At 35.8% G+C, this 15677-nt stretch carries 16 protein-coding genes; 5 read left to right on the top strand and 11 right to left on the bottom strand.

Translation table 11 applies throughout. The features are described from left to right. The first annotated feature begins 31 nt into the window (after positions 1-31). The 4 genes from D0T08_RS05195 to D0T08_RS05180 all read left to right on the top strand — a co-directional run bounded on the left by D0T08_RS05195 (position 32) and on the right by D0T08_RS05180 (position 3783). Positions 32-1480 (top strand): NuoM family protein, encoded by a 1449-nt coding sequence (locus tag D0T08_RS05195; protein ID WP_116981552.1) that lies wholly within the window; start codon positions 32-34, stop codon positions 1478-1480. Between the two features lie 50 nt (positions 1481-1530). Beyond that, a complete protein-coding gene (locus tag D0T08_RS05190; RefSeq protein WP_116981551.1) occupies positions 1531-2928 on the top strand; it encodes an NADH-quinone oxidoreductase subunit N in 1398 nt (465 codons plus the stop codon). 29 nt (positions 2929-2957) lie between these two features. Next, positions 2958-3458, top strand: a complete 501-nt coding sequence (locus D0T08_RS05185) for a GtrA family protein (RefSeq protein WP_310586253.1) — start codon at positions 2958-2960, stop codon at positions 3456-3458. Between the two features lie 178 nt (positions 3459-3636). Beyond that, entirely contained in the window at positions 3637-3783 is a 147-nt protein-coding gene (locus D0T08_RS05180) for a hypothetical protein (protein WP_229238903.1), read from the top strand. A 150-nt stretch (positions 3784-3933) separates the two neighbouring features. Here the strand turns inward: D0T08_RS05180 and D0T08_RS05175 are convergent, their stop codons facing one another. The 9 genes from D0T08_RS05175 to D0T08_RS05135 all read right to left on the bottom strand — a co-directional run bounded on the left by D0T08_RS05175 (position 3934) and on the right by D0T08_RS05135 (position 10913). Then, positions 3934-4872: a hydroxypyruvate isomerase family protein gene (locus D0T08_RS05175; RefSeq protein ID WP_116981549.1), complete on the bottom strand. Its 939-nt coding sequence runs from the start codon at positions 4870-4872 to the stop codon at positions 3934-3936. 87 nt (positions 4873-4959) lie between these two features. Further along, positions 4960-5685: an RluA family pseudouridine synthase gene (locus D0T08_RS05170; protein WP_116981548.1), complete on the bottom strand. Its 726-nt coding sequence runs from the start codon at positions 5683-5685 to the stop codon at positions 4960-4962. Between the two features lie 82 nt (positions 5686-5767). Further along, positions 5768-6100: a LytTR family DNA-binding domain-containing protein gene (locus D0T08_RS05165; protein WP_116981547.1), complete on the bottom strand. Its 333-nt coding sequence runs from the start codon at positions 6098-6100 to the stop codon at positions 5768-5770. Between the two features lie 118 nt (positions 6101-6218). Next, entirely contained in the window at positions 6219-6902 is a 684-nt protein-coding gene (locus D0T08_RS05160; RefSeq protein ID WP_116981546.1) for a DUF3592 domain-containing protein, read from the bottom strand. Next, positions 6899-7282: a hypothetical protein gene (locus D0T08_RS05155; RefSeq protein ID WP_116981545.1), complete on the bottom strand. Its 384-nt coding sequence runs from the start codon at positions 7280-7282 to the stop codon at positions 6899-6901. The genes D0T08_RS05160 and D0T08_RS05155 overlap by 4 nt, the downstream gene beginning before the upstream one ends. Before the next feature lie 6 nt (positions 7283-7288). After that, the gene (locus D0T08_RS05150) at positions 7289-8080 is read right to left on the bottom strand and encodes a DUF4595 domain-containing protein (RefSeq protein WP_116981544.1); all 792 of its coding nucleotides are present in this window, start codon (positions 8078-8080) and stop codon (positions 7289-7291) included. A 50-nt stretch (positions 8081-8130) separates the two neighbouring features. After that, a complete protein-coding gene (locus D0T08_RS05145) occupies positions 8131-9357 on the bottom strand; it encodes a hypothetical protein (protein ID WP_116981543.1) in 1227 nt (408 codons plus the stop codon). Positions 9358-9462: 105 nt separating this feature from the next. Then, complete coding sequence (locus D0T08_RS05140) at positions 9463-9825, bottom strand: T9SS type A sorting domain-containing protein (RefSeq protein WP_116981542.1); 363 nt, start codon at positions 9823-9825, stop codon at positions 9463-9465. Between the two features lie 332 nt (positions 9826-10157). After that, positions 10158-10913 carry a type 1 glutamine amidotransferase domain-containing protein gene (locus D0T08_RS05135; protein WP_158561197.1) on the bottom strand — a complete coding sequence of 252 codons (756 nt, stop codon included), beginning with the start codon at positions 10911-10913 and terminating at the stop codon, positions 10158-10160. Between the two features lie 483 nt (positions 10914-11396). Between D0T08_RS05135 and D0T08_RS05130 the strand changes: the two genes are divergently transcribed. Next, on the top strand, positions 11397-11819 hold the full coding sequence (locus D0T08_RS05130; protein WP_116981540.1) for a globin family protein: 423 nt from the start codon (positions 11397-11399) through the stop codon (positions 11817-11819). An 8-nt stretch (positions 11820-11827) separates the two neighbouring features. On the opposite strand, the gene D0T08_RS05125 is transcribed toward D0T08_RS05130, so the two are convergent. Both D0T08_RS05125 and D0T08_RS05120 read right to left on the bottom strand, forming a co-directional pair. Next, positions 11828-14860, bottom strand: a complete 3033-nt coding sequence (locus D0T08_RS05125; RefSeq protein WP_116981539.1) for a two-component regulator propeller domain-containing protein — start codon at positions 14858-14860, stop codon at positions 11828-11830. After that, a complete protein-coding gene (locus D0T08_RS05120; protein WP_116981538.1) occupies positions 14845-15618 on the bottom strand; it encodes a LytTR family DNA-binding domain-containing protein in 774 nt (257 codons plus the stop codon). Before D0T08_RS05120 ends, D0T08_RS05125 begins: the two co-directional genes overlap by 16 nt. Positions 15619-15677: the final 59 nt, after the last annotated feature.

Raw genomic sequence — 15677 nt, 5'->3', positions numbered from 1 at the left:
TTACGACTTAAAAATTTAAAAATAATTCCGGATGTTAGCACTAATCCTTATACTAATTCCCCTTATTGGCAGTCTTTTACTGTTTTTATTAAGAGGTAGTAATGCTGGAGTATCAAAAAATATAGCTTTATTGACTTCATTGATAGAGTTTGCCGTAGCTGCATACGCCTTTATTACTTTTGATTCTCAAACGCTTATTGAAATCAAATATGCCTGGATGAAAGATTTGAAAATCAATTTCCATTTAGGAATTGATGGTATAAGTCTTCTAATGATTGCTCTGACAGGTTTCTTAGTACCGTTGATTGTTCTTTCTACATTCAAGTATAGCTATAAAAAAACCGAATCTTTCTACTCGCTTATCTTATTAGCGCAAGCCGCTTTGATGGGCGTTTTTATGGCAAAAGATATTTTCTTATTCTATTTCTTCTACGAAGTTGCCCTAATTCCTGTGTATTTCTTAGCAGCTATCTGGGGAGGAGTAAATGCACCAAGAATTACTTTCAAAATGTTTGTTTATACCATGTTTGGAAGTTTGTTCATGTTAGTGGCCGTTGTATATTTATACATCAAAGCATCTACGGCTAATATTCAGGAGCTATATACTGCGGCTAAATTCCTTTCGCCTACCAGTCAGAATTTACTATTCTGGGCTTTCTTTATAGCCTTTGCTATCAAAATGCCTGTATTACCATTCCATACCTGGCAACCGGATACTTATAGCGAGTCGCCAACTGCCGCTACGATGTTATTATCTGGTTTATTGTCGAAAATGGGGGTTTATGGATTAATCCGAATCTTATTACCATTGGCTCCGATAGGTTTGTCAAACTATGGCATGATAGCGATGGTTCTCTCAATAATCGGTTTGATTTATGGTTCTGTAATCGCTATTCAACAGAATAATATCAAACGTCTGATTGCTTATTCTTCATTTGCTCATATGGGCTTAATGGCAGCAGGGGTACTATCTGGCACATTAAGTGGTATCCAGGGTGCTTTATTACAAATGGTAGCGCATGGTATCAATGCAGTAGGTTTATTTTTCATTGTAAAAATTATGTACGACCGCACCAATACAAGAGATTTAAACTCTCTGGGCGGTATTACCCAAAATACTCCGGCACTTAGTATTTATTTCATGATTATCATGTTGGGCAGCGTAGCCTTGCCTTTAACCAATGGTTTTGTAGGAGAGTTTTTATTGCTGAAAGGCGTATTTGATAAAAATGCGTGGCTAGGTGGCATAGCTGGATTAACCATTATCCTGGGTGCTGTATATATGCTACGCATGATGCAACGCTCTATGTTTGGCGAACGTAATGCCGTTACATCTGAATTCAGCGATGTGAAAGGTACAGAAATTGCCGTTTTATTACCTATCGCTGCCGTAGTTTTATTGATGGGTATTTTCCCTAATGTGTTTTTGAAAATTACTGAACCTGCGGTTAATAGTTTATTACAACTGATTCATCCTTAATTTACAGTTCGTTCCCGACAGTAGCGAACTGATAATGCTCAATAGATATTATGTATCCAATACTCGTACTTTCTATTACCGGAATTATTACTCTTTTCTTAGGTTTTCTTAAATCTAAGAAAGTTTTACTTCCTGCTACCTTATTTTTTGTAACACTTGCCTTTTTTGCCAATCTGTACGACTGGAACAAACCGGGCTTGTACTTCAACAATATGTTGCAGGTCAATAACTTTACTATCCTGTTATCAGCTGTTATTCTGCTTTCTGCGTTTTTGATTATTGCATTAACAAAGGGTTTTATTGACGATGAACATGCACAACCAGCAGAGTATTTTGCGATCCTGCAGTTTTCGTTGGTAGGAGCAATTATGATGACAGGGTTCCAGAACCTGATTATGCTTTTTATCGGTGTTGAGATTCTTTCTGTTTCGATGTATGTACTGACCGGCAGTGATAAACGTAATCTGAGAGGAAATGAAGCCGCTCTTAAATATTTCTTAATGGGGTCATTTGCTACAGGTATTATGTTGTTTGGTATTGCTATGTTATATGGTGCCAATTACTCTTTCAATATTGATGCAGCCCGTACTGTAGTAACGCAAATGGTATCAACACAACACTCTTCAGTGTATTTATATGTGGGTGTTACTTTCTTATTAATTGGCTTATTGTTTAAAGTATCTGCGGCGCCATTCCACTTCTGGACTCCAGACGTATATGAGGGTGCTCCGACAATCTTTACAACTTTCATGTCAACTATTGTAAAGACAGCTGGATTTGCCGCTATTTATCGCATATTAGAAGTATCATTCTCACCTATTTATAGTTTCTGGTGGGTAATGGTAATTATCATGACAGTATTAAGCTTAATTATCAGCAATGTTACGGCAGTATCGCAAGGAAGCTTCAAACGTATGTTGGCGTTTTCGAGTGTATCGCATGCCGGATATATGTTGATGGCAGTAGTGGGTTTAAGCAATAAATCAGATGATTCAATCGTATTTTATTCATTGGCCTATTCTTTGGCTACCATCAGCGCCTTTGGTGTATTGATGGCAGTATCGAAAGAAAAACTGGTCGATGGAAGACCAGACGAAAGTATAGCAGTATTAAACGGTCTATCTAAAAGAAATCCTTTTCTAGCTTTCATTTTAGCAATATCAATGCTTTCATTAGCAGGTATTCCTTTAACAGCAGGTTTCTGGGGTAAATTTTATGTATTTTCAGATGCTGCTTTCAGAGGACATATCTGGTTATTGGTAGTAGCTATTTTGATGTCGGCAGTAGGTATCTATTATTATTTCAAACCGATTATTGCTGCTTACATGAGAGAAAGCGAGGGCGAAGCAATCAGTTTAACGCCTTTTTATAAGATAATTCTCGGAATCACTACTTTCGGTTCTATTCTGCTTGGACTTTTCCCTGACTTATTGCGTAGCCTGATGTGATAAAAAGTGTATTTATAAATCATACAATCTTGTTAAAAATATTAGAAAAAATAAAAAGTAAGGAATTAAGAAGCTTTATTTCTTTTTTTCTTACTGCTATATTAGGAGCCGGCACAAACTTTATCACACAAATCCCCTATAAATCTCTTTTTCTCTATTTGGGCTTTGCAGATAAGCCCGCATTTAATCTAAGCGTTTCAGCTGGTTATCTCACGGCAACTGTAGTGAGTTTTATTCCTGCTAAAGTTTTTGCTTTTTCTGCCAAAGAATCGGGTAATACCCGCCGCGAATCTGTTAAGTTTTTAATCATTGCCTTAGTAGCCTGGGGCATACAGGTAGGAATCTCCTCTCTTACTTTCGACCACGTGGCAAACAAATACTTCTCTCAATACTCTCTCTTTGTACGCGAAAAAGGTTCTCACGTTGTAGGAATGGGGTTTAGCTTCCTGGCTAATTACTTTGGACATAAGTTTCTTACTTTCAGAAGTACGGGCATTTATGATAAAATAAAGACCCGTAATCCTCGCTAAAATTGGACATAATCAAGATATTATTGTTTTCTTAAGACATATTTAAGGTGATTTTAAAAAAAATTTAAGAAACACTTGCTTCATATCTTAAAATAAACTTAAATTTGCAGTGCGTTTCAAACCTTAAAAACATCATAAAGAAATGAAAAAAGTATTTGCAATCTTATTCGTAGCTGGTATGGCTTCTCTAGCCGCTTGTACATCTAAAACTGAAGGTTCTGCTGATTCTACAACTGTAGATACAACTGCTACTTCAGTTATGGCTCCAGCTGATACAACTGTAACAACTGATACTACAGCTGTTGCTGATACTACTAAGAAATAATTCTTAATCAGGTATTATAAGAGTCTTATTCGTTAATAACGGATAAGGCTTTTTTATTTTATGACCTTTATTTATCACCAATACAAAAAAAGGTATCAGCGTTTAATCATCTGATACCTTAATTTTTATTTAAACTATACGAATAGTATTTTAGAAATTATCGCTCCATCTGTAGGCTTCAATTAGCTTCTTCTCTCCCTCCAGGCCTTTGTAGGCATTTCCATGTTCCATACCTAAGATAAATTCCTGATTTTTTGCCTTGGACTTATCATGAATATGTTTGAATAGGCTTCTGTAATTGACCTCTCCAGTAGTTGGTTCATTACGGCCCGGCTCATCCCCTATCTGGAAATAAGCGATTTCGTCCCAACACCAGTCCATATTTTGTGTTATACGGCCTTCGTTGCGTTGCATATGCCACATATCAAACAGAATCTTGCACGATGGGCTGTTAACAGCCTTACAAATCATAAAAGTCTGGTCTGAATTGCGTAAGAATAAATCCGGTGTATCGCTTAATGGCTCTAATACCATTGTCAGGTTATGTGGCTCTAATATATCACAGGCACGGCGTAGCGCATCTATTACATTGGCGGTCTGGATACCAATCGGTAATCTTCTTTCATAGAAACCCGGCACTACTGTTGCCCATCTGGCATTCACACGTTTGGCTACCTCTACAGAAGTACGACAGGTTTTAAGAAAATTCTCTAGAAACTCTTTCTTTCCGGTTGCTAATGAGGTTTTCCAGTTGTCTCCACCGTCAATCACAAACACCCCCATTTTCATATTCAATTTAGTCAGAGTCTCACCAATCTTTTTCTGCTCATCTACCGGGCGCCCTAGCATGCCATTATCTTCTAATGCCATAAAACCATTATCGGCCATGAATTTTAACTGGTCTACAAGGTCTTTTCCGGCAGAGTTTTCAAACATACCAAAGTGAGGCGCATATAAGAGTTTGAACTTATTGGCTGCAGTGGCTTTAGGCGTACCTGTTTGTGTTTCTGATGCCAAAGCAGCACCTACAGGTAAAGCAGAAGCACCGGCTACCATAGCACTCTTTGAAAGAAAGTTTCTACGATTCATTTATAATAAATTAAGGGGTTGATTGATGGCAACAAATTACGAAAATATTGTCAATGAAGCGTCACTTATGCACAAAATCTGGACTTCTTAATACAAGAAATCCAGATTTTCGGTTTTAATTTCTTCTGTTTCAAGCTCCAGAAATTCTTCCCAGAAAGGGTTTTCAGGAAGTGGAGCTTTAACTAGAATAGGCTCTTTCTTAACCGGATGAATAAAATACAAACGGCGGGCATGAAGATTAATATTACCCTCAGGATTAAGTCTTGGATAGCCATATTTCACATCACCTCTGATAGGACAACCCATACTAGCCAACTGCACCCTTATTTGATGAGGACGGCCGGTGACAGGGTTTACTTCCAGTAAATGGTAGTGATTGATTTCGCCGATATAGCGGTAATTTAATTCGGCTTTTTGTGAGCCTTTTACTTCTGTGTCAAAGGCTTTAACCGTGTTCTTCTCTTCGTTTTTAACTAGCCAGTGGGTTAGTTTACCACTTTTCTTCTCAGGCTTTTTACCTACTACTGCCCAATAGGTTTTCTGAACGTCTCTTCTACGGAAAAGTTCATTCATCCGTTCAAGTGCTTTTGAAGTACGGGCAAAAACAACTATACCGCTCACGGGACGGTCGAGGCGATGCACTGTTCCTAAAAATACATCGCCCGGTTTATTATATTTTACTTTGATGTAGTCTTTTACGTAGTCTGATAAAGTCTTATCTCCTGTAGCATCGCCTTGTACTAAAACTCCTGCTGCTTTATTGACAATAATGATGTGATTGTCTTCGTAAAGAACATAAAAAGGCTGTTTCATATCTTTATAATTTACTGCAAAGATACTCAACTTTTCTGGGTTTAACTATAAAACTGTGAGAGATAGCCTTCTAAAGCTCCAATTAAGCTACTGCAAGCGTATTCTGACGCACGGCTTCCAGTCTTCTGCGAGAGATAAGAATCTCTGTACCATCTTTCAAAACCACAGTCTTATGGTCGAAATTAAGATTGGCAATGAAGTTGACATTCACAATGCAAGATCTGTTTACTCTGATAAATGAATGAGGCAGAATAGTGTCATACATTTTCAGGGTATAAGACATCACTTTTTGTTTTCCGCCGTTCAGAATAAAGGTGGTATAATTAATATTTGCTTCTAACCTGACAATGTTTTCTGAGGCTTTGAAAAGAAGCTTGGTGTGTGTTCTGTGAGGTTTTCTGATTTTAGTTTCCATGTCTGTAGTTGTTAATATTATGACACAAAATTGACTGATAATCAGGAGTTTCTAAAATATATGCGGCTGAATACGCGAAAACGGTTACTGAAAGGTAGGAAATTAAAACTGAATGGTTTCAGGGCACCAGAAAGTTAGTTTCCACTACATATTCTGTATAGTCATTCGGGTTCACTTTTACCACAATGCTGTCTTTCAGATAAGGTGTCGGATTAAACCAGATATTGTCGCTATGGAAGATATACACCTTATTATCAACAGGCGATTTATAAGTGCTACGGATAATATAAGGGCATTCGTTATTAACACTCACACTATAGTTCTTATATACATCATCTACATGAGCCGTAACGGTAATCCCCCACTCACGCAGATATTTCTTTTGATTGAGCGAAAGTAATTCTTTACCTAAACCGATATACCCTATCAACCCAAACACTACAAAAAATGAACCCAGAAGAATGGCCACAAACCAGGCATCCATTCCACCAGTGGTTGATTTATCAGGATTATCAGGTGAATAATAAATAGGCACTTTTTCGCCATAATTCAATGCGTCTGTCCAGCTTTGTTTTTCCAGCCAATAAATGTGTGGATTCTGCCGCTTATCAAAATACACGAGCTTATAACGGGTATGTCCTTTATTATCTGTAAAGCTACCCTCAACTATTGCTGTTGTCTTTACGCCCTCATGCAGAAGTTTATGCGCGTTTTTATAATTGATATAAGCCACTATACCCATAATAGTTGCCACAAGCGAGAAGATTCCGAAGAATACGAGATAGAAATTATTTTTGATCATTTGAGTGCTAAGAAAAAGAGTTTAACTAAACTGGCTACAAATAGTACTGCTATAGTAAAACTTATACCCATAATATATAATGCGCCTACCCCAGGCCCACCAACTGTATGAGAAGCGGCACAATAAGCAAATACAAAATGACTACCTATAATTGAAGCAACAATAATTCGTAAGAGAAGATAGCCCTTAGGAGCCACAGGAATATAGTATATACTCATGCAAGCTGCTACCATAAGCAAAGGCAACCAATAAGCCATACTTTCCAGGGTGTCGTTGTATTTGCCCTGAATGCTTATATTATACTTCCCGAAATATTTTATTCCTACAGCGGATATGAACCAGATAAATTCCGGCCCAAGCAAGTATCTTAACGATTTCATAAAAGCTTATTTAGTTTTATAATGATAAAGTTTTTCAACACTTATTTCATTCATTATATCCTGTTCAGTGGTTTTTACTAAATAACCATCCTTATCAAATTCATTTCTGTATTTCAGATAACTCATCGTATCACCCTGAACGCTTCTGCTTAGCGATTGAATCATTACATTTTTACTTACTTTACCTAGTTGTTTATTGGTAAAAAACTCATCAACACTTGTAAAGACATTCAATGCAATTTTATTCTCTTTGGTAGTATCGTACTGATATGAAACCTCCATATCTAGCTTATCTCCGATTAAGTACCGGGTACGAACCAGATTCTCAGCCTGATAGATATGCTCGGTGATATTGTCTTTATTGGTAACGAAATTCTTCGTAAGAACCTTTACCAGAAAGCCTTGAGCATTGTAGGTATAAGTAGTTTCATAGATTTTCCCAATGGCGCTTTCTGTATAAGTTGAGGCCACTATTCTCCCATTTTTATCCAAAGCATACGCCTGTTCTGAGATTACCGCGCCTTTATCGTTTACCCACTTTCTTTTAATAAGGTCTTTTGTAAAGGTATAGAAAGCCGTATCGGAGATACTATTAAACTTTATCAGATTTCCCGTAGCATCATACACGAAATTCTTTTGCGCTAGTTCGTCTTCTGGGTAGGTGATTTTCGTCAGTGGCTTAAGAATTTCGGATGTTGTTTCTTGTGCTTCAACTTTTTTATCAGCAGAAACCTTTTCGTTTTTTATGCAGGCTTTTAAGACTATGCTTAGTAATAAAATGGCAATTTTAGTTTTCATGGTTGTTTTTACATTTTTCTGTTAAAAAAGTATTTCTATGAACCTTTGTTTTAGTCTTCAATAAAGTGATTCTGATACTTGCCTTCGCTTAAGGCTTTATTAAATGCATCTCCTATTTCATGAATCATCGGTATATAGGCTTCTGATTCTGGCGCATATATATTTTTCATAAATATTAGTTGTCTGTCATCTTTTCTATACCAAACAGCCAGTTTCAACCCGTTTACCATTATATTCAGTTCGTCAGTACTATATTCATCTCCCGGCTTAATGGTATCTGCTGATAGATTATAGCGCTTTAGTATAAAATCTATCAATGTTTTTTGAATCTCAGGTTTTGCGTAATTAATCTCATATACTTTGCCCTCATCTTCATAGGCTCCCTGCCAATATGGTTGCTTTGTCAGCTTTTTTAGTTGAAGGGTATATACCCCATTTTGCTCAATCCACTCAAAATAAGTTTCAAACCAGGTTCTATTAATATAGAATTGGTTTTTCAGACGCGTATTGATTTTGCTGAATGGCACAGTATAGCCCTTATCCCTTTCATAATTATATACCACTATGGCATTCTCATATTTTGGTTCATCATTGGTATTATAGGTAGCGAAGTCTCCTGTAAAAGCTATCCATTTTTTATCTGGCGAAAAAGCTATGGCTCCGGCATCATTATAAAAACTGTAATTATCAACCAGATTATTATTCTTGTTCATCACATACTTCTTCAAAGTGGGTATGTGTAATACCGTATGCTGATTCACCAGCAAGTAATCTCCACCTTTTAAACTGTCTACTTTGCCATCTCCGTCCTGGTCATTAGCCATAAAAACTTTGAATGACTTAGCAGGTTGACCTTTGTCAGGGTCTAAAAACTGCAGGCTTGCAAAATCGTAGCCTTGTTCATCTAATGGTTTTACTACAACACTACCATTCTCTTCTCTGATTAAATAAAGGCTTTGGCTACCAGCAATCAGGGTTGGTGTAGGCGCGTCAGCCAGAATATATACCCGCCATATATGCGAATAACCTGTATTGTTTTGTAAGTTTTTGGAGAATTGCACCTGGTTTCCTTTATATAAAACTGAATATTTGATACTCACATTGGTTACCATTCCATAATTCATATTATAGCTTCTTGTCGAAAATTTTTCCATCTGAATGGTAAACGGGCCATGTGCCACATTTTTAATGGTGGAAGAAACTCTGGTACGAAATGAGTTAAATATAATGATACTTGCTATAGCAAGAATAGTAATAATTATGACCGAGATTTTCATGTGCTTGTTTGTGTTTGATATGAGTTGAAATGGTATAAAAAAAGCCCTACCAATATGGAAGAGCTTTTGTTCTAACCCCTAAACTCATGAGAAAAACCCTACTAATTAATAACTTAATGAATGTTGATCACGCTTCACTTCTTTGGTAATAATTCTATCGCCACTTGTTAGTTCAACGTAGTATGTACCTGCTGGCGCTGTAGACAAATCAAGGCGGACATTTATAGAGGTTAGCTTTCTGCCTATTACCTCTTCGTGAAGAGTTCTACCCTCGGCGTCCATCAATTTTACTTTTGCTTTTTGCCCTCTGTCTTTCAAGATATTCAGGCTCAGCTTCAAAGAATTTACGTGCTCGTACTCATACATAGCAATATTTAGATTACTGCTTCTGTACTCAATTTTTTTATCGTCTGCATAAGCTTGCAAACTGAATAGAATAATAGCGATGATTAATAATTGCTTTTTCATTTAATGATTTTAGTTTTCTATGACTATGCTGTTGTTTGTCCGTTTTGACGATACAAAGTTGTAGCAATACCGATTCGAAAAAAAATATAAGAAGTTGAAGTGCAGTAAAATACTATTGGATTGTAGAAAAAATGGTTTTAATGGTTTTGCCAGCTATCTTTTAAATTATGAATGAATACACAGTTTATGGGTTTTCCAAGCGATTGGTGGACTGAAAAGCTATTTTTTCATAACTGTATACACTAATAAAAAGTAAAAGTGAGGTATGCTAAACCTCACTTTATTAAATCTTGACCCTTTTAGCCAAAAGAATACTTTTATAAGATTTTACCTTATTTTATCAATTTAACTACTTCTTCTGCTACCCATTGAGCAGAGACAGCAAAAGCTCCAGTTACTATTCTATTTGTAGCATCAACAATATGAGTATAGTTTTTATCAGGTCTGTTTTCAGGCGTGCACACAATTAGGTTTGCTCCTCTTCGTGCTAAAACTACTTCCATATCAAAGGGTAATAATTTACCATAGTTCGATATATTCATAAATCTTAGTTCTGCCCAATGTGGAAAACAGGTGATTCTTTTATTCTGCACAAGGTATTGGCAATTACTAAGTTGCACGTTTACTAACGATGCTATTCCATGCCCTGCTGTACCAACTATCCCCCCTTTTTCATAGATTTTTGAAGTTATGAGTGCAATACGTTCATCATACATAACATCAAAGTATTGTCCATGTCCGCCTGGATAAAAAACCGCCGAATAATCAGCCCACTTTACTTCAACAGGAGAAAGTGAATTATTTGTTTTTTTTATAAATAGTTCATTCTTCTGAATTTTTGCTAAATCTTCGGCTACTTTACCATTATCGTACAATGAGGTTTTGCCTCCTTTTGGTGTCAGAATATCAACTTCAAATCCTTTATCAATAAAGTATTGAAATGGATAAGCTATTTCCATTAAATAGGTTCCACTTTTATGGGTTCCTACTGAATCTATATTCGTTGCTACAATCAGGACTTTCTTTATCTGAGAAAAGCAAGTCAAAGAAATTAACACCATTATAAGTGCCAAATTGAGAGTCTTCATTTTTTTTAAAAAGTTTGTACATGTGTGCTTTACCATCATTTTAATTTTTTGTGAATATTTTTTCTGTAAGAAAGTAAAGTTTAACAGATATAGTATTCAGAAAAAAAATAAAGCAATGAAAGGCAGAAAGAGAGTACTAACTAGTAGCAAAATACATTTTAATGGTTTTTCCGTAAAAGATATAAGCTCTTATTGTACTCAAGCATATGTCAACCCATTTCTTATGTTATTCATGATATTGCTTTTAGAAATTAATTAGTAATTGTATATCTGCCTCTGATTGTTATATCTACTAATAGCAATCGTTTTTATGCCATTCAATTCTAAATAAAGACTACTCAATCTGAAATTTTTGTCGGGTTTATACAGTCTATCTACTTTTGACCAACAAGTCAATATAACGCCATAAAAACTAATTGATAATGAAACTGCTAATTGGCAGGAATTACAAAAAATACATTTATTATAAACAGTTATACTTACATGAAAACAAATCAGATTTCACTCGTCAAAGAAAGTTTTAGTTTAGTTGCTAAAATCCCTGCTGAAACCGTTGGTAGCCTTTTTTATAATCGTCTATTCGAAATAGCGCCCGAATTAAAGCCTATGTTTAGAAATGCCGATATTCCTGAGCAATCACGTAAACTGGTCTCGATGCTCTCTTATATCATCAGCAAATTAGATAAGCCAGATACTATTCTTGATGATGTTGCTAAACTTTCGCAACGTCATGTAAAATACGGTGTAGAAGATTATCATTATGAAAAAGTTGGCGAAGCTCTCTTATGGACTCTGGAACAAGGCTTAGGCAAAAACTGGACAGAGGAAACCAAAGAGGCCTGGATAGCCTGCTATACGCTTCTTTCGGGAGCCATGAAAGAAATGAGTCAGGAAGTAAACGCTTAATAGATACTTTAAAGTAGAGGTACTTTTACCTTAAATACTTTATCTGTTTCGATAATCTCAACGGGCTCGGAAGTTAAATAATAATAGAGTTTTTTCAGACTTTCGAGCCCTTGCTTATTAGAGGTTTCAACATAGGCTTTTTTCTGGATATTATTTTCAACTATCAGGCATTCATCTTCTACATAGACAGAAATAACCAAAGGTTTTTCGTCCTCAATAGTATTATGCTTAATGGCATTTTCAAAGAGATTCTGTAACGTAACCGGCACAATACCATCGCTCAGATATTCTTTCGGAATATCCATATTAATCACTAAGCCGTCTTCAAAACGTGAATTCTGTAGATCGATATAGTTTTTCACGAAATTAATCTCATGCTCCAGAGTAACCGATTCTTTTTCCTTATTCTGTAAAATGTAACGGTATATCAGGGATAGTTTCTGCAAAAACTTAGAGGCTTGCTTCGGCTCTGTCAGAATCAGGCTGTTAAGCGAGGTAAGGCTATTAAACAGAAAGTGTGGATTAAGGTGATTGATAAGGTTCTGGTATTGAATCTCGGTTTTGTCTTTTTCAAGTCTGGATGTCTGCGCTTGTAAGCGATGCACTTCATTTGACTGCTTAACTCTATATCTATACACGAAATAAACAATAGCAGCTATTAATAGTAATACTGTAGCCAGGAACCAATAAGTTTTATAAAAATGAGTAGCTATGTGAACCGGAAAATCACTACTCATAATTTCTACATTGCCTGCAACTGCTTTTACTCTGAAAGTATAATTTCCTCCGGGTATTCTTGTATAGTTAGCCACTGTCTTTGAACCTGCTTCAACCCATGTATCATCAAAGCCCTCTAACTGGTAATAATATCTGTATTGCTCCTGAGCAGGTGAAAGAACAGCATAACTGATACTGAAGTTGTTGTCGTCTACACCTAAATTAATACTCTTTAATTGATTGCTTAGTAAAAGAGTTGTATCTGCGAGCTGTACACTATTAATCAATAAAGTATTATTGCTACTGGTGTTGATTGAAATATTCTCAGGTATAAACTCAATTAATACATTTTTTTGTAACGCCAGAATATGTTGATTACTCAATGGAAACATATAACTTCTGTATTGATTGGTTTCTTCGTTATAAGGTATACGGAAATTCTGAAAATAGTTTTTTTCAGGGTTAAAAATTGAAAATTTATGAAAAGAGCCAACCCATATATTACCAAATTTATCGGGACAAACAGCCATACAGTGATCAAACATCAGCCCATCACTCTCACGCCAGTTTTGTATAGTGCCTTTTTCCATATCATATTTCACTAATCCGTATCCCATAGTAGGATACCAGAAATGATTGGCGGAATCAGCTCTGAACTGGAATAACCATTTTTCAAAGTCTTCTTTAAGAGCAGCTTCTCGCTTAATAAATTTGTGTTCTCTTTTCGAAAGCTTTGCAAATCCTCTCGGATATAAATTAGCCCATAAATCTCCATGTTTATCAAATTCCAAAAACATGCGGGTAGTATAGAAGTTCTTTGGCAAATAACTTAGTAAAAAAAACTCTTCCCATTTTTGGTTCGAAATATGATAAGCAAATACCATTGTAGTGCTTGTCCTTATCCACAAGACATCTTTATTTAATACCATTGTCATTACAAACACTGAATCGGCAACTATTTTGGCAGGTACTTTTAATTTCGCTAGTTGCTTAGTTTTCTTATTTAGCCAGAAGATTCCTCCGTGAGTAGCAGCATACACGGTTTCTTTTGTTTCGCAAATGGTATGAATGTATTTATGATTATTACTATATTCAGGAGGTAGCTGAAAAGTCTCATGTGTATTAGCATGAGGATTAAAATGTATCAGTTTACGTGTCCAGTTACCCAACCACCAGGTTTTATCGGCCGATTCTGCAAACGCACTAAAGCTTTCGGCAGGTTCTTTATTATCTACAATATCGTTTAAGTTATATATTTTATATAAGAGGTCATCAGGTTCAAGATAGGCTAGCCCTTGTGAAGTGCCAAATAGTAGCATGCCATCACTATTATGGTATAAATCTTTAAATTGAACATTTGTAAACTCTCGTTTTCTTGCAGGATTATAGTCAACTTCTTTAATTTCTTTTGTTTTGGAATCTATAAAAAACAAATCGTGATCCTGAAAACTTATCCAATAGTTATGGTCTTTGTCAACAAATATGTGGTTTACTTTCAAACTTTTTTTTCCTGGCCAATTATATTCTGCTACTACCTTTTTATTTAATAAGTTTACTACTACTATTTTTAGACGTATCTCGTCAGCAAAAATTAAATGGTTATTATTAATTGTAAGCGTATTTATTACATTAGTATTCAGGAATGAAAATTTTGCCGGATTATTTGTAGAGTTATAAAACTTTTTGGTATTGATATCAATATAATTCACTCCTCTAACCGTAGCAATCCATATCATGTTTTCTTGTGGATATTCTTTTATACTGTAGATATCGTCGTCACTGATTGAATTGACAGGGCCGGAATTCCTGAATAAGCTGGTTATTTTTTGTGTTTTTTTTGCAAGATGATATAACCCCATATCACCTGCAAACCAGATATCCCCCTTTTTATCACAAATAATAAAATAACAACGGGCAAATTTCTGTCCGTTTAACTCTTTATAACTCTGAAATTTATTAGTTTTTTTATTGTAATAACATATTCCATCATCGGTTGTAGCCCATATATTTCCGTCTTTATCCTCACATAAACCATGAACTGCATTGTTAGCTAAAGTAGTGGAACCCTTATAATCAGCCTTAAAAACAGTAAAATGACTGCCATCATATCGGTTAAGTCCATCTATTGTGGCTATCCATAAAAAACCATCCCGATCTCTCAACATACTCACAATGTGGTTATTTGAGAGCCCATCTTCTTCTTTCAGAAAAGAAAACTCATAGTTCAGCTTTTCTTGCCCAATTAACAGATGACAAAAGCCTAACCAAAGTAATAGGACAAAAAGGCTTTTTTTGAGCAGATACTTTGTTATTTTTCCAGCCATTTTTTGAAGGTTGGGGCTTTGTGGCGGCTAATGTCTATTTCGGTATTCTGATGTGGGTTTTTAAGTTTTACAATCAGCTTGGAGTTTTCTACACTTCTCACGCTCTGAATCACATCAATACAGACAATATATTGCCGATTAACTCTATAAAACTTTGTGGGATCAATCAGTTCTTCCAGTTCGTCCATTGAGCTCATATCGAGTGTATACTTCTCGTTGGTTTTGGTTACGAGATAGATAATTGCTTCATAGTAAAAGAAGGCAATATCGTTCACTTTTACAGGTATCCATGAGTTTCGGTGATTGGCTAAAAAGTGCTCTTTATATATAGGCTTACTCATATTGCCAACCTGCAACATTTCTACCAGGCTATTTAAATCAAGGGGCGTTTTAGCTTTGGTTTTATTCAATTCTTTGGCCTTTCCGATAGCTTTTGCCAGTTCTTCCGGCTCAACAGGTTTCAACAGATAATCAATGCCATTTACCTTAAAGGCACGAATGGCGTATTCGTTATACGAAGTAGTAAATATAATCGGGCAGTTAAGCTGAAACTTATCAAAGATTTCGAAACTGACACCGTCGGCCAATTGAATATCAGCAAAAACCAAATCGGGTTCAGCATTTTCACCCAGCCATCTAAGGGCAGTTTTCACACTCGGAAGCACCTCCAGAATCTTTACATTCTCGTCTATCTCTGCTATTTTATAAGTTAATTCGCGGGCAACCAGTTTTTCGTCTTCTATGATGATGGCATTCATAATGAATGATTTTATAAGCGTTTATATCATTCACCTAAGTAAAATATTCTTCAGATAGT

It is taken from the genome of Emticicia sp. C21 (genome assembly GCF_003418935.1).
GTDB lineage: Bacteria > Bacteroidota > Bacteroidia > Cytophagales > Spirosomataceae > Emticicia.
The sequence above is the reverse complement of the archived record's forward strand: the minus strand, read 5'-3'. Positions and strand labels throughout refer to the sequence as shown.

Excerpts from the sequence above, each read along its gene's own strand:
- D0T08_RS05170 (WP_116981548.1), bottom strand. The coding sequence starts at position 5,685 with ATGAAACAGCCTTTTTATGTTCTTTACGAAGACAATCACATCATTATT.
- D0T08_RS05135 (WP_158561197.1), bottom strand. The coding sequence starts at position 10,913 with ATGAAGACTCTCAATTTGGCACTTATAATGGTGTTAATTTCTTTGACT.
- D0T08_RS05125 (WP_116981539.1), bottom strand. The coding sequence starts at position 14,860 with ATGGCTGGAAAAATAACAAAGTATCTGCTCAAAAAAAGCCTTTTTGTC.
- D0T08_RS05155 (WP_116981545.1), bottom strand. The coding sequence starts at position 7,282 with ATGAAATCGTTAAGATACTTGCTTGGGCCGGAATTTATCTGGTTCATA.
- D0T08_RS05160 (WP_116981546.1), bottom strand. The coding sequence starts at position 6,902 with ATGATCAAAAATAATTTCTATCTCGTATTCTTCGGAATCTTCTCGCTT.
- D0T08_RS05145 (WP_116981543.1), bottom strand. The coding sequence starts at position 9,357 with ATGAAAATCTCGGTCATAATTATTACTATTCTTGCTATAGCAAGTATC.
- D0T08_RS05165 (WP_116981547.1), bottom strand. The coding sequence starts at position 6,100 with ATGGAAACTAAAATCAGAAAACCTCACAGAACACACACCAAGCTTCTT.
- D0T08_RS05140 (WP_116981542.1), bottom strand. The coding sequence starts at position 9,825 with ATGAAAAAGCAATTATTAATCATCGCTATTATTCTATTCAGTTTGCAA.
- D0T08_RS05175 (WP_116981549.1), bottom strand. The coding sequence starts at position 4,872 with ATGAATCGTAGAAACTTTCTTTCAAAGAGTGCTATGGTAGCCGGTGCT.
- D0T08_RS05190 (WP_116981551.1), top strand. The coding sequence starts at position 1,531 with ATGTATCCAATACTCGTACTTTCTATTACCGGAATTATTACTCTTTTC.
- D0T08_RS05120 (WP_116981538.1), bottom strand. The coding sequence starts at position 15,618 with ATGAATGCCATCATCATAGAAGACGAAAAACTGGTTGCCCGCGAATTA.
- D0T08_RS05195 (WP_116981552.1), top strand. The coding sequence starts at position 32 with ATGTTAGCACTAATCCTTATACTAATTCCCCTTATTGGCAGTCTTTTA.
- D0T08_RS05150 (WP_116981544.1), bottom strand. The coding sequence starts at position 8,080 with ATGAAAACTAAAATTGCCATTTTATTACTAAGCATAGTCTTAAAAGCC.
- D0T08_RS05180 (WP_229238903.1), top strand. The coding sequence starts at position 3,637 with ATGGCTTCTCTAGCCGCTTGTACATCTAAAACTGAAGGTTCTGCTGAT.
- D0T08_RS05130 (WP_116981540.1), top strand. The coding sequence starts at position 11,397 with ATGAAAACAAATCAGATTTCACTCGTCAAAGAAAGTTTTAGTTTAGTT.